General features: G+C 53.8%; 14 protein-coding genes. 7 read left to right on the forward strand and 7 right to left on the reverse strand.

Translation table 11 applies throughout. The features are described 5' to 3' along the window. The first annotated feature begins 96 nt into the window (after positions 1-96). The 4 genes from A3849_RS06690 to A3849_RS06715 all read left to right on the forward strand — a co-directional run bounded on the left by A3849_RS06690 (position 97) and on the right by A3849_RS06715 (position 5,128). The gene (locus A3849_RS06690; RefSeq protein WP_074110702.1) at positions 97-2,763 is read left to right on the forward strand and encodes a glycoside hydrolase family 78 protein; all 2,667 of its coding nucleotides are present in this window, start codon (positions 97-99) and stop codon (positions 2,761-2,763) included. Positions 2,764-2,916: 153 nt separating this feature from the next. Then, complete coding sequence (locus A3849_RS06695; protein WP_074110703.1) at positions 2,917-3,315, forward strand: RrF2 family transcriptional regulator; 399 nt, start codon at positions 2,917-2,919, stop codon at positions 3,313-3,315. A 94-nt stretch (positions 3,316-3,409) separates the two neighbouring features. Next, positions 3,410-4,315 carry a class I SAM-dependent methyltransferase gene (locus tag A3849_RS06700; RefSeq protein WP_074110704.1) on the forward strand — a complete coding sequence of 302 codons (906 nt, stop codon included), beginning with the start codon at positions 3,410-3,412 and terminating at the stop codon, positions 4,313-4,315. 357 nt (positions 4,316-4,672) lie between these two features. Continuing rightward, complete coding sequence (locus A3849_RS06715; protein WP_074110707.1) at positions 4,673-5,128, forward strand: GreA/GreB family elongation factor; 456 nt, start codon at positions 4,673-4,675, stop codon at positions 5,126-5,128. A gap of 489 nt (positions 5,129-5,617) precedes the next feature. On the opposite strand, the gene A3849_RS06720 is transcribed toward A3849_RS06715, so the two are convergent. Continuing rightward, positions 5,618-7,555 carry an NAD(+) synthase gene (locus A3849_RS06720; protein WP_074110708.1) on the reverse strand — a complete coding sequence of 646 codons (1,938 nt, stop codon included), beginning with the start codon at positions 7,553-7,555 and terminating at the stop codon, positions 5,618-5,620. Positions 7,556-7,788: 233 nt separating this feature from the next. Here A3849_RS06720 and A3849_RS06725 point away from each other — a divergent pair, with 233 nt between their 5' ends. The 3 genes from A3849_RS06725 to A3849_RS06735 all read left to right on the forward strand — a co-directional run bounded on the left by A3849_RS06725 (position 7,789) and on the right by A3849_RS06735 (position 13,051). Then, a complete protein-coding gene (locus tag A3849_RS06725) occupies positions 7,789-8,457 on the forward strand; it encodes an ABC transporter substrate-binding protein (RefSeq protein ID WP_074110709.1) in 669 nt (222 codons plus the stop codon). Between the two features lie 249 nt (positions 8,458-8,706). Further along, complete coding sequence (locus tag A3849_RS06730; protein WP_074110710.1) at positions 8,707-9,747, forward strand: LacI family DNA-binding transcriptional regulator; 1,041 nt, start codon at positions 8,707-8,709, stop codon at positions 9,745-9,747. 79 nt (positions 9,748-9,826) lie between these two features. Continuing rightward, complete coding sequence (locus tag A3849_RS06735; RefSeq protein WP_074110711.1) at positions 9,827-13,051, forward strand: alpha-mannosidase; 3,225 nt, start codon at positions 9,827-9,829, stop codon at positions 13,049-13,051. Here A3849_RS06735 and A3849_RS06740 read toward each other — a convergent pair. The 6 genes from A3849_RS06740 to A3849_RS06765 form a co-directional block, all read right to left on the reverse strand. Beyond that, positions 13,048-13,890 carry a sugar phosphate isomerase/epimerase family protein gene (locus tag A3849_RS06740; RefSeq protein ID WP_074110712.1) on the reverse strand — a complete coding sequence of 281 codons (843 nt, stop codon included), beginning with the start codon at positions 13,888-13,890 and terminating at the stop codon, positions 13,048-13,050. The two genes, A3849_RS06735 and A3849_RS06740, sit on opposite strands and share 4 nt — an antisense overlap. A 132-nt stretch (positions 13,891-14,022) precedes the next feature. Next, positions 14,023-14,745: a rhamnogalacturonan acetylesterase gene (locus A3849_RS06745; protein ID WP_074110713.1), complete on the reverse strand. Its 723-nt coding sequence runs from the start codon at positions 14,743-14,745 to the stop codon at positions 14,023-14,025. A 20-nt stretch (positions 14,746-14,765) separates the two neighbouring features. Further along, entirely contained in the window at positions 14,766-16,181 is a 1,416-nt protein-coding gene (gene uxaC, locus A3849_RS06750) for a glucuronate isomerase (protein ID WP_074110714.1), read from the reverse strand. A gap of 33 nt (positions 16,182-16,214) precedes the next feature. Continuing rightward, positions 16,215-17,702, reverse strand: a complete 1,488-nt coding sequence (locus A3849_RS06755) for a UxaA family hydrolase (RefSeq protein WP_074110715.1) — start codon at positions 17,700-17,702, stop codon at positions 16,215-16,217. A 27-nt stretch (positions 17,703-17,729) separates the two neighbouring features. Next, complete coding sequence (locus A3849_RS06760) at positions 17,730-19,151, reverse strand: tagaturonate reductase (protein WP_074110716.1); 1,422 nt, start codon at positions 19,149-19,151, stop codon at positions 17,730-17,732. A 710-nt stretch (positions 19,152-19,861) separates the two neighbouring features. Next, on the reverse strand, positions 19,862-20,863 hold the full coding sequence (locus tag A3849_RS06765; RefSeq protein ID WP_074110717.1) for a LacI family DNA-binding transcriptional regulator: 1,002 nt from the start codon (positions 20,861-20,863) through the stop codon (positions 19,862-19,864). Between the last annotated feature and the right edge of the window lie 39 nt (positions 20,864-20,902).

Below are 20,902 nucleotides of genomic sequence, written 5' to 3' on the forward strand. Positions count from 1 at the left end.
TTCACGGGTCTTGCGAAGTCAATTGATTTCTATAATTGTAATAGAAAGCGCTTCGAAATCACAAGGTGAATCCAAGAAAAGACGGGGTGGCTATGGATGTTAAAGGTACAAAAATTACGTGTGGAGTATAAGGAGAATCCGGTCGGACTTGATGTGCGCCATCCAAGAATAAGCTGGCAGCTTCAATCGGAGGAGAGGAACGTGATGCAGCAGTCCTATGACATTCAGATTTCTGCTGAGCCGGATTTTGGCAGTCTTCTATGGACCTCCGGCAGAGTGTATTCGGATCAATGTACACATGTGGAGCTGGTGGAACCGGAACTCCGTTCACGACAACGGTATTATTACCGCGTGAAGGTGTGGGACCGGGAGAACCGGCATACGGAATGGTCGGAAGCTGCGTTTTGGGAAATGGGGCTGCTGAAAGCGGAGGAATGGAAGGCTGGATGGATTAGCGCCCCGCTTTCTCTGCTTGATGTAGAGGCGGAGCAATGTCCGCTTGTACGCCACACTTTTCACATCGATGGTACACCGCTTCAGGCCAGAATGTACGTGACCGCCCTGGGTCTGTATGAAATGGAATTGAACGGCTCACGGGTGGGCGACGGTTATCTGACCCCGGGCTGGACCAGCTACAATCACCGGCTGCAGGTGCAGACCTATGATATTACGGGGCAGATAGAAGCGGGAGATAATGCGGTGGGTGCCTGGCTCGGGAACGGCTGGTACAAAGGGAACCTGGCCTGGGATAACCGCAAGCATCTGTACGGTGACCGCCCGGCATTGCTGATGCAGATACATCTGACTTTTGCGGATGGGGACGAACAGATCATCACCACCGGTGAACACTGGACGGCTGCCGCCGGTCCGATTCTAATGTCGGAGCTGTATCACGGTGAGACCTATGACGCCCGTCTGGAGCGGAGTGGATTCAGCAGAGCCGGTTATGATGACAGCGGCTGGTCCCGTGTAGAACTTGTCACCCATCCCAAGGAGATTTTGGTCGCACAGGAGAATGTTCCGGTAAGAAAAATTGAAGAGATCCAGCCAGTTCAGCTACTTAAGACGCCAGCAGGTGAAACCGTACTCGACATGGGGCAGAACATGGTCGGCTGGATGCATTTTACCCTGGAGGCCCCTGGAGGAACTCAGGTACAGCTGCTCCATTTTGAGGTCCTGGATCAAGAAGGAAATGTATATACGGATAACCTGAGACGAGCCAAGCAGACCGTGACGTACATTGCAAAAGGCGGAGGCCCGGAAAGCTACGAGCCGCGTTTTACCTTCCAGGGATTTCGTTATGTGCAGCTGCTCGGATTTGGCGCGAACGTAGCTCTGCAGGATTTCACAGGCATTGTGCTTCATTCGGATATGGAACCTACCGGCTCCTTCACCTGCTCCAATCCGCTGCTGAACCAGCTGCAGCATAATATCCGGTGGGGTCAAAAGGGCAACTTTGTCGATGTGCCGACCGATTGCCCACAGCGGGATGAACGGCTCGGCTGGACCGGAGATGCGCAAATGTTCATCCGCACTTCCGCATATCTGATGAATGTAGCGCCTTTCTTCACCAAATGGCTTAAGGATCTGGCAGCCGACCAGTTGGACCATGGGGGTGTTCCGTTCGTGATCCCGAATGTGCTGGGAGAAAATGAGCATTCCTCTGCGGCATGGGGGGATGCTGCGGTCATCTGTCCCTGGACGCTATACCAATGCTACGGAGATAAGCGCATCCTGGAACAGCAATACCCGAGCATGCAGGGCTGGGTAGAATATATCCGCCAGCAGGGGAGTGACGAATTTCTGTGGAATACGGGCTTTCATTTCGGCGACTGGCTGGGCCTGGATGCCAAACCGGACAGCTACAGCGGTGCTACGGATACCGATTATATCGCAACGGCGTTCTACGCGTATTCCGTTCAGTTGATGCAGAAGACAGCCCATGTTCTCGGGAAAACAGACGACGCCCAGCGATATTCAGAGCTGCACAGCCGTATTGTGACAGCCTTTAACCGGGAATTCATCACCCCCTCCGGACGGTTATCCGTGTCCACACAAACGGCCTGTGTGCTCGCGTTAATGTTCGGGCTGGTGGAAGGAACGGCAAAAGAACGTACCGTTGGCAAACTCCTGAAGCTCTTGGAGGAGAGCCACTATCATCTCACAACAGGTTTTGTCGGTACGCCGTATCTGAATCTTGTGTTGAGTGAGGCGGGGCACACAGATGTGGCTTATCAACTGCTGCTGCAGACGGATTATCCCTCCTGGCTGTATCAGGTGACCAAGGGAGCGACGACCATATGGGAGCACTGGGACGGGATGAAGGAGGACGGCAGCTTTTGGAGCAAGGACATGAATTCCTTCAATCATTATGCGTATGGGGCCATCGGGGACTTTCTGTACCGCCATGTCGCCGGTATTGAGCTGGATGAAGATTTTCCCGGCTACAAAAAATTTGTGATTCAGCCGCAGCCGGGCGGTGACTTAACCTGGGCCGCTGCCGAGCTTGAAACGATGTACGGGCGTATCCGCTCGGAATGGAGAACAGCAGCGGATCGGCTGGAGGTTTCTGTTTCAGTGCCGCCAAACGCCACCGCTGAGCTGTATCTCCCAAATGCGGGGCTGGCCCAGGTGCGGGAAAGTGATGGATTGCTGGAGCTGGCGGCTGGTGTACATTCGGCAGAACAACTTGGGGATAAAGTGAAGCTAGAGCTGGGCTCGGGCGACTATAGTTTCACTTATGCGGTGGAGCCGCAGCTGTAAGGAGCTGGAACCACAACCGCAATTAGCCGAGTGGGGATAATGTTATGGGAGTACAGGGATTTCTGCAGCGGGAGGCTGTGGAAATCCTTTGTTTGCTTTTTACTTATATAAGCGCTATTATAGACTAATAAAGTCTTTGATTGAGGTGGTACGATGAAGTATTCAAAGGCAACCAATTACGCGCTGCACACCATGCTCTTTCTGGTGGCTGCCGCGCCGAATAAGCCTATAGGAGTTCAGCAGCTCGCGGAGCGGCAGGGGGTATCTCCTACGTATCTGTCAAAGATCCTGACTAAGCTGGTGAAGGCGGATCTCATTGAGTCCGCATCCGGCGCGAACGGGGGATACCGGCTGAAGCGCAAGCAGGAGGAGATTTCTTTTCTGGATATCATTCATGCGATTGAAGGCACGGCTTCGTTGTTCGATTGCACGCTTAATCACTCCAGTACGTGTCCGATTCAAAAGGAGATGATCGAAGCAGAGCAGCAAATGGAGCGGTATCTGCAGAATAAGAAAATGTCCGAGCTTGCCGTGAAAATAACGGTGGACTAATCATCCGCCGTTATTTTGCGGCATGATTATAGATATAGTAAGTCTTTTAAATCTGTGAAGTGAAAAAAGAGCATTTAGAGAGGAATGAGCTGATATGACAACCGATTTATTCAATACCAGCGTATGGGAGAAGGCCTGGAAAGAGGACCCGGAAGCGATGGGCAATAAATTCAGGATGGCCGGGACGGATCTGGCACGCTCCTTTGACCACAAGGCGAAGACATTTAACGAAGAAGTGTTCAGTGAAGGGGGAAGACGCAGAAGTGAGCGGATTATTGGCTGGCTGGAAGGACAGGGAGTATCCTTTGAAGGGCAGTCCGTATTGGATGTAGGCGCGGCTTCAGGCGGGTTCACGGTTCCTTTTGCCGATAGAGGGGCGCAAGTCACAGCAGTAGAGCCGAACGTTCCATTAGGGGAGCTGTTCATGGAGAATACAGCCAGGTTCCCTCAGGGTCAGGTGGAACTGGTACGTGACTTGTTCGAAAATGTGGATCTTGCCGCAAGGGGCTGGAAAGGCGCCTTTGATCTCGTGTTTGTATCCATGTCTCCGGCGGTTACCGATTGGGAAAGTGTGGAGAGTGTGCTCAGCTGCGCGCGCAAGTATTGCTACATCAGTCTCAATGCAGGGGGCAGGGAGCATAGTCTTATGAATGAAGTTCTTCCTTTGCTGTCTGGACAGGAAGTGCATGCGAAAAGCTCGGATATGGCTTATTTAACCCATTTGCTCTATTTGAAGGGTTATTCGTTCGAGTCACTGATCACGCGGGAGATGAAGAGCATGGAGCTGCCACGCGAAGAGGCGATTGAAGAGACCCTGCAGATGCTGAAGCATCATGGGCATACAGCGGATGAGTCTGTGCGGAGAATCGTTACCGAGTATGTACACCGGACTTATCCAGACGGCAAGGTATTGATTAAGCAGGGAGGACGTTATGGCAAGGTGCTCATCCGGCTGCAGGAGCTGAATATGTATAGCCGGGCTGAAGCTGGCAAGAGCTGAGAGCCGAGTGCCGAGAACTGAGAACTGAGAACTGAGAACTGAGAGCTGAGAGCTGAGAGCTGAGAGCTGAGAGCTGAGAGCTGAGAGCTGAGTGCCGAGTGTCGAGTGCCAAGTGCCAAGTGCTACAAGAGTGGAAGTAAAATGAATGTATGGCGGAAACAGAGTTAGTGACCAGTGACCAACGGAGCGGTGAGCATCGCGGCCAGCCGGGCATTGTCTTTCTGACAAAAGATGTTATCCTAATAGATAGATCCCCACCAAGGGATCTATTTTACTATGTGGAAGGATTGATGGAAATGAGAGGGCAAGTACAAATTTTTGAGCAAGAACTGATGAAGAGAGCGGGTGAAATCTACTATGAGCCATAGTCTGGTTACGGATTCACTGCGTGAGGAACTGGTGCGGCAGCTAGTATATTTGGATGAGAATACCTTTGGCATCCTGGATCGGGTAGCATTGGAATCACCTGCGGACAGGGCGGAAATCCGTGCATTGATTCAGACGTATCAAGAGCGTGTACAGGGCATATTGACTGGGACGGGTGATGAGCTTAGGCGCTCTGCAGTACTAATCGGCTCCTGGGTTTCTCTAAAAATTGGTCCGGAAACGCTGAAGGATGCATATCGCATTGTTATCCCCGGTGAATCGGATCTGGATGAGTACTGTATTTCACTCTGGTCCCCGATGGGTAGAGGGCTGCTCTTGGCCGAACCCGGTCAGACGGTAACGGTCCATACCCCCCTCGGCAGTGACCAGGTGCTTGTACTGAATAACGTTTATGATTATGCATCAGCGGATAAAAAGTTGGGATGATAAGAGTGAACTCTGTAGAGTTTTTTGCAGGGATATTGTTGAGGTGCTGGGACGGTTGCCGCTGAAAAGCTAAGAGCTGGTTACCGATCGATAATTGCTGGTGAACGTAAGCGAAGTGCTGGTGACCGAAAGCGATGTGGAATTTGTACAACTAAATCAGCTGAAAACCGTCCCGATGCGCCGTTAGTGGGATTTTGTACACTTATTTTATACGGAATGACCAGTTTTGGAGCAAATCGGCCAGATTAGGTTTACTTTTTCCCACTTGCGGTCGTTTGGAAGATGGCTGGCTGGGATTAGGTTTACCTTTTCCACTTGGGTTCGCCTTATAGTCCATGCAACTTATGATTTGCTGACAACCAAGGTCCCCCTGGCGGTATGAAAAATCTATTTTACACTAAAACGGCTGCGCTGTCCTTATAGGACGGCGCAGCCGTTGCCGGTTATATGCAAGGAATGTCAGAAAGTCTGCGGTTAAGCGGCTGCCGCCTAGAGTTCTTCCACTTCACGCAGCCAGAGAGCGGCAGAAGCATCGCTTGGCATACGCCAGTCGCCGCGCGGTGAGAGGCTGACCGTTCCCACCTTAGGTCCGTCCGGGAGGCAGGAGCGCTTGAACTGCTGAGTGAAAAAGCGGGTGACGAATACCCTGAGCCAGCTTACCAGCTGCTCCTTGGGATAGGTATCGCCAAAAGCATGCTGGGCAAGATAGAACATTTTGGCGGGGGAAGCGCCGGTCCGCAGCATGTAATACAGGAAGAAATCATGCACTACGTAAGGCCCGAGAATATTCTCCGTGAGCTGTACAATCTCTCCAGTAGCGGATGGCGGCAGAAGCTCAGGGCTGATTCCCGTGTCGATGATGTCGTAGAGCAGCTTGTTCACGGTTTCGTCCGCCTCGTGATCCGCATACCAGGCGACGACATATTGAATGAGCGTCTTCGGAATACCTGAATTGACGCCGTACATGGACATATGATCACCGTTATAGGTGCACCATCCGAGGGCAAGCTCTGACAAATCCCCAGTGCCGATCACAATGCCGCCGTTCTTGTTGGCCAGATCCATCAGGATCTGTGTACGTTCCCGGGCCTGAACATTCTCATAGGTCAGGTCGTGAACATCCTTGTCATGGCCGATATCCTCAAAGTGCTGCAGGCAGGCGTCTTTGATGTCCACTACTTTGAGCGAAGCTCCGAGCGCCTTAATAAGGCCGACTGCATTATCATAGGTGCGGTTCGTCGTGCCGAAGCCCGGCATCGTAACAGCCAGTACATCGCTGGCCGGACGGCCGAGCAGCTCCATTGCCCGAACGGCGACGAGCAGCGCCAGCGTGGAGTCCAGGCCACCGGAGATGCCGATGACCGCCTGCTTGGTGCCGATGTGGCGGATGCGCTTCATCAGGCCTGCGGTCTGGATCGAAAGAATCTCCCGGCAGCGGTCGTCGCGCTGCTGCGGATTGCCGGGTACAAACGGATTGACGGCGATGCTGCGGACCAGCTTTCGTCCCTCATGATGGACGTCCGGAGCGGCATAGAATACCTCGCGGTAATTGCGTCCGCCCTTGCCGGCACGGAAGGTTCCCATCACCGTACGGGAATACTGGATTCTCGGCACGTCGATATCGGCAATGATGATCCGGCTCTCATGGGTAAAACGCTCGGATTCAGCGAGCATCTGCCCGTTCTCGGCGATCAGCGAGTGGCCGCCGAATACGACATCCGTAGTCGATTCGCCGGTATTGCAGCCAGCGTAGACGTAGCCTGCGACGCAGGAGGCAGATTGGCTGGTGACCAGCTGGCGGCGGTAATCGGCTTTGCCCACCAGCTCATTGCTGGCCGAGGGGTTGAACAACAGCGTGGCTCCGGCCTGGGCGAGCAGGCTGCTCGGAGGAACCGGAACCCAGAGATCCTCGCAGATTTCCACGCCGAAGGATATCCCGCCGCTGCCTTCACAGGTGAAGATCAGATCATTGCCGATGGGGACAACCGCTGCACCAACCCGCAGCTCGGAGACCTCGAGATCCTCGGCCCCGGCAAACCATCGGGGCTCATAGAATTCACTGTAGCCGGGGATGCAGGTCTTCACCACAAGACCCAGAATTTGACCTTGTTGCAGCACGGCAGCGCAGTTGAACAGTCTGCTCTTTACAGCAATGGGCAAACCGGCAATGACGATCAGATTGCGCCCCTTAGTGGCTGCGGTGATCTTATGTAGCGCTGTAAGCGCAGCCTGCTGGAGCATGGGCTGCAGGAATAAATCCGCACAGGTATACCCGGTAATAGACAGCTCCGGCAGCACCAGATATTCGACCTGATTCTCATCCGCCTGCCGGATGACATCTATAATTTGCGCTGCATTAAACTCGCAGTCGGCAACCCGCAATTCAGGGGAAGCGGCGGCGACTCTTGCGAATCCGAAATTCTGCATTTGTTTCACCTATCCTTTATATGAATGACACGTACTAATAATTAATTGTACCCATGAAGAGGTACGCATAACAAGTAGGAATGGCCGAATGGGGCGTAGGATTGCTATTTTTCGCTATGAGCAAAGGAGAATCCTTTGCGGAATGGGGCGGAAAAGTCACAGCATTTTATTGCAAATGAGAACGATTATCATCTATAATCACGGGATGAAAGAATGGGAGTTGATAGAGAGCCATGAATCTGAAGGACCACATTTTACTGTGGAATCATTCGTTTATAGAAGTTATAGATATCCGCCGTAGTTCCTTCAGCGGCAGCGCTTCGGATGTGAGGTACAAGCTGCCGGCCAGTGCTTTTCTATATATCATACGCGGCAGTGGCAAGGTGCTTGTGGACGATTACAACTATGAATTTCACAGCGCAACAATCATTCATGGCGGCAAAGGCATGTTGATTGAGATATTGCGGATAACAGAAGCGTTGGAGTACTACTTAGTTCTATTGGGCAAAGTGCTATTCGACGGGTTCCACGCCAAAGTGGAGGAAAGCAAGCAGAAGCTCAAGGAAGCCGGCATTCTTGAACATACTATTTCGATTATGGAAGGCGGCAATAACCGCAGCATGGCCGTGGTCACACGCAAACAGTTCGGCCGCGGCTCGCAGGTGATCTATGAATACCTGGGAATGAAGGCGCCGGAAATGGTTCAGCAAAAGATCGATTCCGCCGCCGGTGGTGACGGCGAACCCGTATCCTTTGAAGTGCTCGCGAGATACAGCGGGGATTATATTTTCAGATCTTCCTATGAAGGCATGGCAGATTTGACCCAGGATCCGATATGGAACAGCATTCCTGCGGTCAAAGAAGGCCGGCTGATGGAGATTGATTTTGGACTTTCCTACTAGAGTGATATTTATTCGCTCAATGCCCAGCTCGATTATATTGTGGAGAGCTTGCTTACAGCCCCGAGAGTAAAATAATAGCCGGCTATTATTTAAGAAAGAGGGCAGCATCAGCCGTTAAAGGCTGTTGCTGTTCTCTTTTGCTGCATTCTGATTATCTGCCGGTGTTGAATGAATATCCGTTCAGACTTTTTCCATAATGAGGGTATACAACGAAAATAACACGTGTTATACTCTTGCCGAGGTGCTGATATGGGCAAAAAAAGAGTGACTAGCCACGACGTTGCGAAGCTGGCCGGAGTATCACGCAGCGTAGTTTCTGCGGTGCTGAATGATACACCGGGCATCGGCGTAAGCATGGAGACCCGCGAGAATGTGCTGGCGGCAATCCGCGAATTGAACTACCATGTGGACGCCCAGGCGCGGAGCATGAAGACGGGCCGCAGCATGAGTCTGGCTGCGTTCGGCGACACACGGCATCCGCTGTTCATGCGGCTGCTGGAGGGTATGCAGCAGGAATGTGAGGCGCATGGTTATCACATTCTGCTCTGCTCGCCGGGCCACCGGCCGGACGGCGAAGCGAGAGATGAGCTGGTGGATCTCTACCGCCAGCGGAAGATCGATGGCATCGTGACGCTGGATGATACCAGCTATCACGATGAGGAATGGGCCGCCAAGGTCAGCGAGGCGGACGTTCCGTATGTTTCCGTGGAAGGCTATGCCGAGGCGGAAGGGGTATGCTCTGTACTGGCCGATTATAAGGGCAGTGTAGAACTGGCCCTGGAGTATTTACTGCGACCGGGAACCCCGCAGCTGCTGGCTCCCGTGTATGCCGAGGTGTATCATAACGGCGTCCGCAGCTGGGCGGAGCGGACCCGCAGGGAAGCCTATACAAGCTGGTGTAGCGAACGGGGCATGAGCCCTTTTTGGTTCCGGCTTCCCGAGCTGGAAGGGCGGGTGGATTGGGAGGAATGGCTCCTGAAGCTGTCGGAGATCGGGAAGCCAATGCCGCCGCTGCTGGTGAACTGGTCGAGCGGCATTCCTGATTTGTACCGGGCAGCGAGTAAGCTGGGTCTGCACATCGGTGAAGAGCTGCGGGTGATGGCGGCAGACAACACAATCCAGGGCCACCGTCTAAGCCTGCCGGCCTTAAGCTGTGTGGAAATCCCCTACGTAGGCATGGGGCAAGAAGCGGTCCGCCGTGTGCTCAAGCTTATTGAAGCCGGAGCTGCCCCAGAGAAAGCCGGAAAGATATGGCTGCCAGCGGTGTTAAGGGCAGGCGAAAGTGCGTAAACGGTTAGCTGTCCTTTGACAAGGGCGGCGCAGCCGTTTCCATTAAATATAACACGTGTTATAAGAGGAGGATGGGCAAATGTTTTGGACAGAGGAGAAGCTGGCTGCCCGGCTGCGGGAGCTGGAAGGATACCGTTACCGTGAGATTGCCAAGCTGAATGATTGGCTGGCGGTGGAGGATAAGGATGGGGCAAATGGGATGTACCCACCACAACTTGAAGGAGACAGCAAGCTTCAGCACGGGGATTACTGGACCGGACGGGATGTGTACATCTGGCTTCAGCGGACAGTGGAAGTGCCTGCAGGTTGGAGTGGGAAACGCGTGGTCGGAATTTTTGACTTTGGCCGGACAGGAGGGGGCAACAATAGCGGCTTTGAATCGCTGTTGTATATTGACGGCAAGCCTTATCAGGGCGTGGATTCCAACCATAAGGAGGTCTTTCTGGAGAAGAATGCCGCAGGGCAGACGCTGGACTTCACTTTCCGCTTATGGTCGGGACTGGAAGGCGGAGGACGTCCCGTTCCCCAGGAGCACCGGATCGTGCGCGCAGAGCTGGCTTGGCTGGATGAGGCAGCTGATAATTTGTATTATACCGGCCGGGCGGCCCTCTCCACATACAAGCAGCTTGCGGATAATCAGCCGGAGAAGCAGGAACTGCTGATGGTGCTTAACCGGGCATTCAACAAGCTGGATTGGTCTAAACCGGGCAGCGCAGACTTTTACATTTCCGTCCAGGAGGCAGAGTCACTACTACTGGAGCAGCTGGCACTAATTGAGCATAAGCATCCTGTAACCGTAACCGCAATCGGCCACACCCATATCGATGTGGCGTGGTTGTGGCGGCTGACCCATACCCGGGAAAAGGCGGCACGTTCCTTCTCCACCGTACTCCGGTTGATGAAGGAGTACCCGGAATATATATTTTTGCAGACCCAGCCTCAGCTATATGCCTACATTAAGGAGGATTACCCGGAGATCTATGCGGAAATCCGCAAGCGGGTTGAAGAAGGTCGGTGGGAAGCCGGCGGCGCAATGTGGCTGGAGGCGGATTGCAACCTGACCAGCGGAGAGTCACTGGTGCGCCAGATTCTGTACGGGACGAAGTTTTTCCGGGAGGAATTTGGTGTAGACTGCAAATATTTGTGGCTGCCGGATGTCTTTGGGTACAGCTGGGCCTTGCCGCAGATTTTACGGAAATCGGGAATAGATACATTCATGACCACCAAAATCAGCTGGAGCCAATATAACCGGATGCCCCATGATACGTTTCACTGGAGAGGCATTGACGGCAGTGAAGTGCTCACTCATTTCATTACCACACCTGAAGGGCCAGACTCCGGCGCCTGGTATTACACTTATAACGGGCTGATTGAACCTTTTTCCGTTCAGGGGATCTGGGATCAGTACCGGGACAAGAATCTGAACCGCGAATTGCTGCTCTCTTATGGTTACGGCGATGGGGGCGGAGGGGTTAACCGGGACATGCTTGAAATGCGCCGTCGGCTTGATAAAATGCCGGGGATTCCCGCAGTCCAGACGGGCCGGGCAGATGAGTATTTTGAGCGGCTTAATGAAACGGTCCGCAGTACCGACCAGTATGTTCATACCTGGGACGGGGAGCTGTACCTGGAATATCACCGGGGAACCTATACGAGCCAGGCCTATAACAAACGGATGAACCGGAAGCTGGAGCTGCTGTACCGCGAAGCGGAATGGCTGCAGGTACTGCTTGCTGCGGAAAAGGGAAACTTCGGCAGCTATCCTGCGAAGCCGCTGCTGGAAGGCTGGCATACTATCCTTCGCAATCAGTTCCACGATATTATTCCCGGCTCCTCCATCCGTGAGGTGTACGAGGACTCCCGGCTGGAATATGAGGAAGCGGAGCAGATTGGCCGCGCGGCGGCTGATGCTGCAACAGAAGGGCTGACCGGGTTGTCCGGTTTACGGCAAGCAACGCAGTATACGGTATTTAATGGAGCCTTCTATGAGCGGACAGAGCTGGCTGCCATTCCTTATGAAGCAGCAGCAGGGGAGCTGGTGTGGAGCACTGCGGACGGTCAGCAGCTTGTTTCTCAGCGCGCAGGGGATGAATGGCTCGTGGAGGTTCCATCCGTTCCGATGCTGGGCAGTACCGTAATCACTTCACGGTCTGTGGCAGACCCCGCGCAACTGCCGTATGCAGGAGATTCTGCTATTACTGCTGGAGGAAAGATTGGCGCTCCGGAAGGTGTAACCTTAATGCCAGACCGTCCGTTTCCGTTCGAAAGGGAGGATTCGCAGCTTACAACGCCGTTTTATGTGTTGGAGTGGAACGAAGCCGGGCAGCTGAGCCGGATCTATGACCGGCGGGAACAGCGGGAGGTGCTGGCTCCAGGTGAGAACGGCAATGTGCTTCAGGTCTTCGAGGATAAGCCGAAGATGTTCGATGCCTGGGATATTGACCTGTTTTATCAGGAGAAAAAGCGCGTAATCACCGACCTCCGCTCCGTAGAACTAATACAATGCGGTATGCTTGCCGCGGTGCTGGAATTCACCTGGAAGTATATGGACTCCACCATCATTCAAAGGGTTAAAGTGTACAGCAGAAGCACACGGATAGATTTCGAGACCTGTGTGGACTGGCATGAGCAGCATCAGCTGCTGAAGACCGCATTTCCGGTTGCGGTACGGGCTACCGAAGCTACCTACGATATTCAGTTCGGTAACGTAAAGCGGCCTACACACTGGAATACAAGCTGGGATTATGCACGGTTTGAAAGTGTGGGCCATCAGTGGGCTGATCTGTCGGAGCGGGGTTACGGTGTAAGTCTGCTGAACGACTGCAAATATGGCTACGACATCAAGGATCATGTAATGCGGCTGTCCCTGATCAAGTCGGCAACTGAGCCCGACTGGCAGGCGGATCAGGGGGAACACCGCTTCACGTATGCTCTGCTGCCGCATAAGGGGGACTGGGCAGCGGCAACGACAGTGCAGGAGGCCTGGTCACTGAACAATCCGCTGCATGTGGTTAAGGGCGGTTACTCTACCGGGGCTGGCAAATCGCTGATCAAGACAGACAGTTCTGGCATAGCCGTCGATGCCGTCAAAATGGCGGAGAATGGCGACGGCTTCATCGTCCGCCTGCATGAGTATACAGGCACTCGCAGCACCGTAACACTTAGCAGCGATTATCCGCTTCATTCCTGGCAGGAATGCGACCTGATGGAGCGGCCGCTCGGCGAAGCTAACATTGGGCAGGCGGTTACCCATGAAATGAAGCCTTATGAGATCAGTACTTTTATCGTCAGATTCTCCGGTTAGACTTCATCATACAGCTTCCGCAGATAATCTGTGCTTTCCTGCAGATACTCTTCGGGCGTACTCTCCAGAATGCCTTGAATATGCGGCCGCTTATATTTCATGTAATGGAGCAGTGGAGCAAAGTTCAGCAGGCCTTGGCCTACAGGGACAATCACGATCTGACCGTCTCTGATGGTGTAATCCTTCAGGTGTATGACGGCAATACGGTCGCTTAGCAGCTCCAGCGCTTCCGCAATCACGGCATCCTGCTGCCGGTAATTGTCTACGGTCATCAGATTGGCGCAATCGAGAATGATCTGCAGATTATTGGAGGGAACCTGCGTGAGCAGACGCCGCGCTAGCTGTGCGGTATGGAGCGGGTGATTGATCCCTGCTTCAATGCCTACCGTTACACCGAAGCGTTCGGCTTCTGCCACCATTGCCTGCACGGAAACGACTGCCTGCTGGAAGGCTTCCTCTGTAAAATTAGCGGTTGTGTATCCTTTGCCCACACTGCCTGTTTCCGTACCTACCAGGCTGGCACCGAAATCCCGGGCCAAACGGAGGTGGGTACTAAATGCATCCAGGGCCAATGTTCTTTGGGCGGGGTCAGAATCAACGATATTCACATAGCAGCCGAGCACGGCAATACGGATACCGGCCTGCCGGAAGGCATCACCGAAATGGGCAGCAGTACCGGGACTTAGACTGGATATCGCGGGGACACTCTCCGGAAAAGACTTATGTACAGCGAACTGAATGTGCGTGAAATGGTACCGGCAGAGCTTGGCTGTCAGCTCCGTCAGAGGGTTCTGGCCAAAATCATGGGCGCGTATCCCCAGGTGAAGCGGTGCAGTCATGATAGTCCCTCCTGTTTATTAATAAATAGAATCTATATTGAAGCACTATAAGCCGCAAGCGGGTCTGCTTGCGGCTTATGGCCTATGGTTCCATGCGATCAGATTCATCCATTTCCCGGTCAGCGGCAAGTCTTACGGCTGGGAGACGACCTCTGCTGCCCTAATCTCTGGCCGCCGCAAATATGCACTCAGGGCAGTCAGCTCTACAGACTGCCGGATCGCCTCGGCGACCAGGTTAGCCACACGGGCAGCGCCTTCCTTGGAGAAGTGCGTATCATCCGTGATGCCCACCGGATAGTTGGGATGATCGTTCGCGGGCAGATGCATGAACAGCTGCCGCGAGCCTTCTTCTCCCAGCACGCGGTATAGCTGCTGAGATGAAGCAAAAATATCGAGCAGCGGCGTACCGGTCTGTGCCGCGACCTCGCGTACCGCTTCCGGGTACGGCCCGATAGCGAGCGGGTCAGGCTCGCCGCCTGAAGTAAACCGGCGGCGGCTGACCGAAGTCAGCAGAACAGGATATCCGCCGTAGTTGCGGGCGAAATCAATGAACGTGAGCAGATTCCTGCGGTACTCTGTAGCGGGATCGGTATAACGGGCAGGGTCCTCTACCTTTTGGTCATTGTGTCCGAACTGGATTAGCAGATAGTCGCCGGACCGGAAATCCTTGCCGATATCCTCAAGCCGGCTTTCTGCCAGATAAGAGCGGGTACTGCGCCCGTTAACCGCCCGGTTGTCTACGGTAATCTCAGGGTCAAAATGCTCCTGGAAGAATTCACCCCAGCCGGTCATCGGCTTTTCGCCCCCGCCTTTCTGAGCGGCGGTAGAGTCACCCGCAATATATAGCGTTGGCATAATAGGCTTCCTTTCCCGGTTCAAGAGTGTACAGCGCTGCGGGCTTCGAAGCCGAAGTATCCTGCGGCATTGCTGTAGGATATTCCCTCCACCAGCTGTCCCAGCAGTGTCTGATCGTCCGGTGCTTCACCGCGCTCTGCCAGTTCACCCAGCAGCTCGCAGAGTACGCGGCGGAAATACTCGTGGCGCGTGTAGGATAGAAAGCTGCGGGAGTCGGTCAGCATACCGACGAAATTACCCAAGAGGCTGTTATCAGCCAGTAAGGTCAATTGGCGGCGCATGCCGTCGCGGGTATCGTTGTACCACCAGCCGGAGCCAAGCTGAAGCTTGCCTGCGGTGTCCTTTTGATAGCAGCCCATCAGGGCCAGCAGTGCAGGATAGTCTCCCGGGTTCAGCGAATAGAGGATGGTCTTCGGCAATCCCTTGCCGCATTCGGCCCGGTCCAGCAACTGCGAGAGTGCCTCAGCCAGAGAGAGATCGTTAATTCCATCGTAACCCGTATCCGGTCCAAGGCGCTGGAACATCGGCGTATTATTGTTGCGGAAGGCGTGCAGGTGCAGCTGCATGGTCCAGTTGTGATCATGATACATTCCGATCAGCGCCGACAGCAGCTCAGTCCGGTAGACAGTGACCTCTTCCGGCGTCAACACCGTACCCTCGAGACGTTTGTTGAAAATCTGCTCCAGCTGTGAGGCATCACCAGCGGCCTGATAACGCAGGACATCCAGTGCATGGTCGGACAGCCGACAGCCGTTCTCATGGAAAAAGTCAACACGGTTCCGCAACGTTTCGACCAATGAGCTATATGTTGTTACTGTAACTCCTGCTGCTTCCTCCAGACGGGCCAGCCAAGCCGGGAAGCCTTCGGCGTCGATATTCAGCGCTTTGTCGGGACGGAAAGTCGGGAAGACCTGAAAGTCATGCTCCGACTCCTTCAACAGCTGGTGATATTCCAGAGAATCTGCCGGGTCATCTGTGGTGCAGATGATTTTGACATTCGAATTCCGGATCAGGCTCCGCCGGGTATAGGCCGGTTCAGCCAGCTTCCGGTTCACTTCCTCCCAGATGGCAGGTGCGGAAGTTTCGTTCAATAGTTCATGAATTCCGAAGAACCGGCGCAATTCCAGGTGGGTCCAGCTGTATAACGGGTTTCCGATTGCCATTGGAAGCGTACGGGCCCAGGCCAGGAACTTGTCATAATCGGAAGCATCACCGGTAATATGGGATTCAGGAACCCCGTTGGCCCGCATAAGCCGCCATTTGTAATGGTCTCCGGCCAGCCAGGCTTCCGTCAGGTTGCGGAATGCCTTGTCTTCATAGATTTCCTTCGGGTCGAGATGGCAGTGATAATCGATAATCGGCATGGTTCTGGCATGATCATGGAAAAGCTTGCGCGCCGTTTCGCTGGTCAGCAGAAAATCGTCATCTAAAAACATCGTGATTCTCCCTTTACTTGGATTAGGTAAGGATTAGAGCGTAACTCCGGTTTTGAAAATCGCTAGCTCGCGCACTTCATTCTGCTCGTTGCGCGTTTTTTGTCCGCTCGCTACATCAATGATATAGGTGATAAATTCCTCCAGCACATCGGCCATCGGGCGCTCCAGCAGCGGTCCGGCATTGAAGTCCATCCAGTGGCCTTTTTTGGCAAAAAGATCATTATTAGTCGCCACCTTGACCGTTGGCACAAAGCTGCCGAACGGTGTTCCCCGGCCGGTTGTAAAGAGCACGAGCTGGCAGTCCGATGCGGCAAGGGCGGAGGCCGCCACCAGATCATTGCCCGGGGCCTGCAGGAGACTTAAGCCTTTGCGGCGTAGCTTCACGCCATAATCCAGCACATCCACAACGGGCGAGCTGCCAGCTTTCTGGGTGCAGCCCAGTGATTTGTCTTCCAGCGTGCTGATCCCGCCAGCCTTGTTGCCGGGAGAGGGATTCTCATAGACCGGTTCCCCATAGGAGAGAAAATACTGCTTGAAATTATTTATCAGAGAGACGATGTCCTCATAGACCTCACGGTTCTCCGCACGTGCCATCAGCATTTTCTCGGCACCGAACATTTCAGGAACCTCAGTCAGCACGGAGGTTCCGCCCTGGGATATAATGAAATCCGAAAAGGCACCCAGCAGCGGATTGGCGGTAATGCCGGAGAATCCGTCGGAGCCGCCGCATTTCAGTCCGACGTTCAGCTCGCTGAGCGGAACCGGCTCGCGGGCATCATTTTGCGCTGCCTCGTATAGCTCTTCGAGCAGAGCGAGGCCTGCCTCTACCTCGTTGCCCACCTCTTGGGCAACAAGAAATTTGACCCGGCTCTCGTCATAGTCGCCCAGCAGGCTGCGGAACTCGGAGACGATATTATTCTCGCACCCGAGGCCGAAGACCAGCACGCCGCCGGCGTTCGGATGATTCACGGCATCCAGCAGAATGCTGCGGGTCATGCGGTGGTCATCGCCAAGCTGTGAGCAGCCGTAAGGATGCTTGAGCACGGTAAAGTTATCGAAGCCGCCCAGATCCGGGTGTTCTGCTTTGAATTCCTGCAGCATCTGCTCGGCAATGCCGTTCACACAGCCGACCGTGGGAATGATGAACAGATCATTGCGGATACCCACCTTGCCGCTTGCGCGGCGGTAGCCCTGAAAGGTCAAATCACGTTTCGGATAAATGACCGGATGAAGTTCGGGAAGATATTCATATTCTTCTTCTCCTGCCAGATTGGTCTTGATGTTATGCGTATGGATCCAGTCACCTGCCCGGATTGCTTCGACTGCATGCCCGATGGGGTAGCCGTATTTAGTAATAACATCGTTCACGGCGAAGTCGGTTAACGCGATTTTGTGGCCCTGCGGGATATCCTGGGCAGCCACTAGCGTGAGTCCCTCAAAAGAGATCTCTTCACCAGAAGCAATCGGGCGCAACGCAACAGCTACCGTATCGCGGGGATTCATTTTCATTAATTGTTTCATGCTGTCCCTCCTTATGGGCAATGATGATTAGGCTTTCGAACCTACCAATTGCTGCAGCGCCGCACGGGTGTCGGAGCTTTGAAGCTGGCGCAACTGGGTGTTAACCGCTTCCGTAAGACCCGGCACCTTGGTCAGATCTTGACCCCACAGGCTATCTTCCTTCAGGATCGCTGCAGCGAATGTGGAGGGATTGTTCCACGCCTGATCGAAGACCGCCAGCACTTCAGCACTGTCCTGACGCTTCACGCGGTCTCCACGGTAACTGAGCAGCAGTGCGGCGAAGGCTAGCGTAATCAGCGGCGGCAACTGGCCGCGTTCCTGCTGATACCGGAGCAGTACAGGGAGGAGGCGGGTTTTGAATTTGGAGATGCTGTTCAGGGAAATCGAGGCCAGCTCATGGCGGATGAACGGGTTTTTGAACCGCTCAAGCACAGCGTCTGCGTAGGAGAGAAGCTCCTCCTCGGGAAGATCCAGCATCGGAATGAGCTCTTCATCCAAAAGCTCGCGCACATAGCGGTAGAACGTTTCATCATTCATCACATCCTCCACGGTTTCGAGCCCGGCCATCATGGCAAGGGGGACCATGGCCGTATGCGGGCCGTTCAACAGATGAACCTTCCGCTCACGGTAGTGGGTCATGTCATCTGTAACGACTACATTCAGCCCTGCTTTGGCCAGGGGCAGCCGTTCAGACAGCCAGGACGGGCCTTCAATGACCCAGAACAGAAACGGCTCTGCGGTTACCATCAGCTTGTCGAGGTAGCCCAGTTCGCTTTCCAGTTCAGCGGCTTTGTCACGCGGATATCCCGGAACGATCCGGTCAACTAGGCTGCAGCAGAAGGTGTTCTCATCACTGAGCCACTGCAGGAAGCCTTCACCCAGATTCCACTCATTAGCGTACTGCCGCACAATTTCCTCCAGCTTCTCGCCATTGCGGTCAATCAGCTCGCAGGGGATGATCACGAAGCCTTTTTTGCCCAGCTCAAACCGTCTGTGCAGTAGGGCGGTCAGCTTGGCAGGGAAGCTTGCAGGCGGCGCATCCTCCAGCTTGTCTCCGGGGTGATAGGCGATGCCTGCCTCTGTCGTATTGGAGGTGATGAACTCCAGCTCGTCATTCTCGGCCAGAGCCAGATAAGTCTCATAATCGCTGTAGGGATTGATCACCCGGCTGACGCTGGTAATAATCTCGCGCGAATTGACAGGCTGTTGCTGCATGATTCCGTTCAACAACACCGTGTAAAGATGATCCTGCTCGGCCATCAGTCCGCAGAGTCCCTGGCCGATAGGCACAACAACTGCCGCGCTTCCGTTAAACAAGCCTTGCTGGTTCATCTGCTGCAGCTGCCAGTCAACAAAAGCACGCATGAAATTCCCTTCCCCAAATTGGATCATCCGTTCCGGATATTGCGGCAGGCCGGGCTGAGTGGTTCTGGATAAACGCTGTGTCATAAGTGTTCAATAATCTCCTTTATAAGGTATTGTATTAATGCACACGTGAACATTATATTTAAAAAAAGAGAGGCTCTTTTTTTAACCGGATGGAGCTGGCAATCACTGCTCTTCTTATCCCTATAGCTCTTAAAAGCGCTTGGGAAGTCCAGATTACGCTGATCCGCAAGTATAAGTGGAAATAGTAGAACTATTTGGCAGGGAAACACTCGATTACAGAGATTAGTGGGAATATGTACACCTAAATCACCCAAAATCTTCATAAATGAGCAAATACCACTGAAATAAGTTTACTTTTTCCAACTACTACATCTCGGACCCTCTGACATAGCTGATTTAGTTCTACTTTTTCCACTTCATAAGGTGAGTGGGGTGAGTGGGGGAAGGGGAGAGCTGCGTCCCAAACTGTTGCTCCGCTCCCCCAGCCCGTTCCTGATCTACACTGCGGATAGCTTCAGTTCCGCTCGTCAGCACTCCTTACCCGCTCGTCAGCACTCCTTACCCGCTCGTCAGCACTCCTTACCCGCTCGTCAGCACTCCTTACCCGCTCCCCAGCACTTCTTACCCGCTCGTCAGCACTTCTTACTCGCTCGCCAGCACTCCTTACCCGCTCGCCAGCACTCCTTACTCACAAGTCAATCACTCTTGATCCGCTCCCCCAGCCGGCTGCACATGAAGTTCTGTTTGCTTCAGCCCCGCATACCGGCTCATTACTTCTGTAGCTCGGCAACAGTCTGGCGGGTGACTAACGCAGTATTCACGAACAACTGCTGGGGCTTGGTCTCCGGCTGCTGAAGCAGCTGTACCAGCATTTTGGTGCCGAGCTCACTGATCTCTGTAATGGGTTTGCGGACTGTGGTCAGGGCTGGATTCGTGTACCGGGCGAACATAATATCATCGAATCCAATCAGGGAAATCTGCCCCGGAACATCGGCCTTGTGGGCGTAGCAGGCGTTCATCGCGCCAATCGCCATATCGTCATTGGAGCAGAACACCGCTGTCGGCGGATCTTCCAGCAGGAGGAGGGCAGCCATTGCCGTGTATCCGCTCTCAATGCTGTAGTCACCGGCCGCAAAGTAATCGGAGTTCAGCGGAAGACGATGGGCGATCAAGCTGTCCATGAAGCCCTGTTTGCGCTCGCTCGATGACTTGAAGCCAGGCTTGCCCTCGATCATAGCGAATTTCTGGTGTCCCAGCCGGACAGCATAATCAATGGCTGCCTTCACGCCTTCACGGTCATTTGCCACCACGTTCATAATGCCGGGATCTTCAAGCTGGCGGTTCAGCACCACCAGGGGAATCCCCATACTCTTCACATGATAGATGAAGGCATTATCCTCGTCGCTCTGGCTCATGACCAGAATGCCGTCAAAACGCTGCGGCTGAATATTGCCGAAGTTGTGAACGCCGTCAATACCGTTGACCGTCAGGTTGAAGTTCTCATCCAGGATGTGGCTGATTCCTTTGATTGCATCGACCAGGAAGCTGGCCGAGGTCCCCTGTTCAATACTGGAGAAGAACAGACCGATGGTGAAGGATCTTTTGGTCACCAGGCTCTTGGCGCTGTAATTGGGCACATAGTTCATTTCAGCGGCGATTTTTTCGATTTTGTCCCGGGTTACTTTTTTGATCAGCGGGCTGCCGTTCAGCGCTCGGGAAACGGTCGTATGGGAGACGCCGGCGACACGTGCAATATCTTTGATGGTGATCATAATATCTCTCCGGGAAAATAGAATTGTTAACGATTTCAG

Source organism: Paenibacillus sp. P46E, from assembly GCF_001909095.1.
Lineage (GTDB): Bacteria > Bacillota > Bacilli > Paenibacillales > Paenibacillaceae > Paenibacillus_AQ > Paenibacillus_AQ helianthi.

What these genes read in the sequence shown, in the direction of transcription:
- A3849_RS06760 (WP_074110716.1), bottom strand. Translation starts at nt 19,151, where the DNA reads ATGACACAGCGTTTATCCAGAACCACTCAGCCCGGCCTGCCGCAATAT.
- A3849_RS06765 (WP_074110717.1), bottom strand. Translation starts at nt 20,863, where the DNA reads ATGATCACCATCAAAGATATTGCACGTGTCGCCGGCGTCTCCCATACG.
- A3849_RS06755 (WP_074110715.1), bottom strand. Translation starts at nt 17,702, where the DNA reads ATGAAACAATTAATGAAAATGAATCCCCGCGATACGGTAGCTGTTGCG.
- A3849_RS06720 (WP_074110708.1), bottom strand. Translation starts at nt 7,555, where the DNA reads ATGCAGAATTTCGGATTCGCAAGAGTCGCCGCCGCTTCCCCTGAATTG.
- A3849_RS06715 (WP_074110707.1), top strand. Translation starts at nt 4,673, where the DNA reads ATGAGCCATAGTCTGGTTACGGATTCACTGCGTGAGGAACTGGTGCGG.
- A3849_RS06740 (WP_074110712.1), bottom strand. Translation starts at nt 13,890, where the DNA reads ATGACTGCACCGCTTCACCTGGGGATACGCGCCCATGATTTTGGCCAG.
- A3849_RS06735 (WP_074110711.1), top strand. Translation starts at nt 9,827, where the DNA reads ATGTTTTGGACAGAGGAGAAGCTGGCTGCCCGGCTGCGGGAGCTGGAA.
- A3849_RS06690 (WP_074110702.1), top strand. Translation starts at nt 97, where the DNA reads ATGTTAAAGGTACAAAAATTACGTGTGGAGTATAAGGAGAATCCGGTC.
- A3849_RS06695 (WP_074110703.1), top strand. Translation starts at nt 2,917, where the DNA reads ATGAAGTATTCAAAGGCAACCAATTACGCGCTGCACACCATGCTCTTT.
- A3849_RS06725 (WP_074110709.1), top strand. Translation starts at nt 7,789, where the DNA reads ATGAATCTGAAGGACCACATTTTACTGTGGAATCATTCGTTTATAGAA.
- uxaC (WP_074110714.1), bottom strand. Translation starts at nt 16,181, where the DNA reads ATGTTTTTAGATGACGATTTTCTGCTGACCAGCGAAACGGCGCGCAAG.
- A3849_RS06730 (WP_074110710.1), top strand. Translation starts at nt 8,707, where the DNA reads ATGGGCAAAAAAAGAGTGACTAGCCACGACGTTGCGAAGCTGGCCGGA.
- A3849_RS06700 (WP_074110704.1), top strand. Translation starts at nt 3,410, where the DNA reads ATGACAACCGATTTATTCAATACCAGCGTATGGGAGAAGGCCTGGAAA.
- A3849_RS06745 (WP_074110713.1), bottom strand. Translation starts at nt 14,745, where the DNA reads ATGCCAACGCTATATATTGCGGGTGACTCTACCGCCGCTCAGAAAGGC.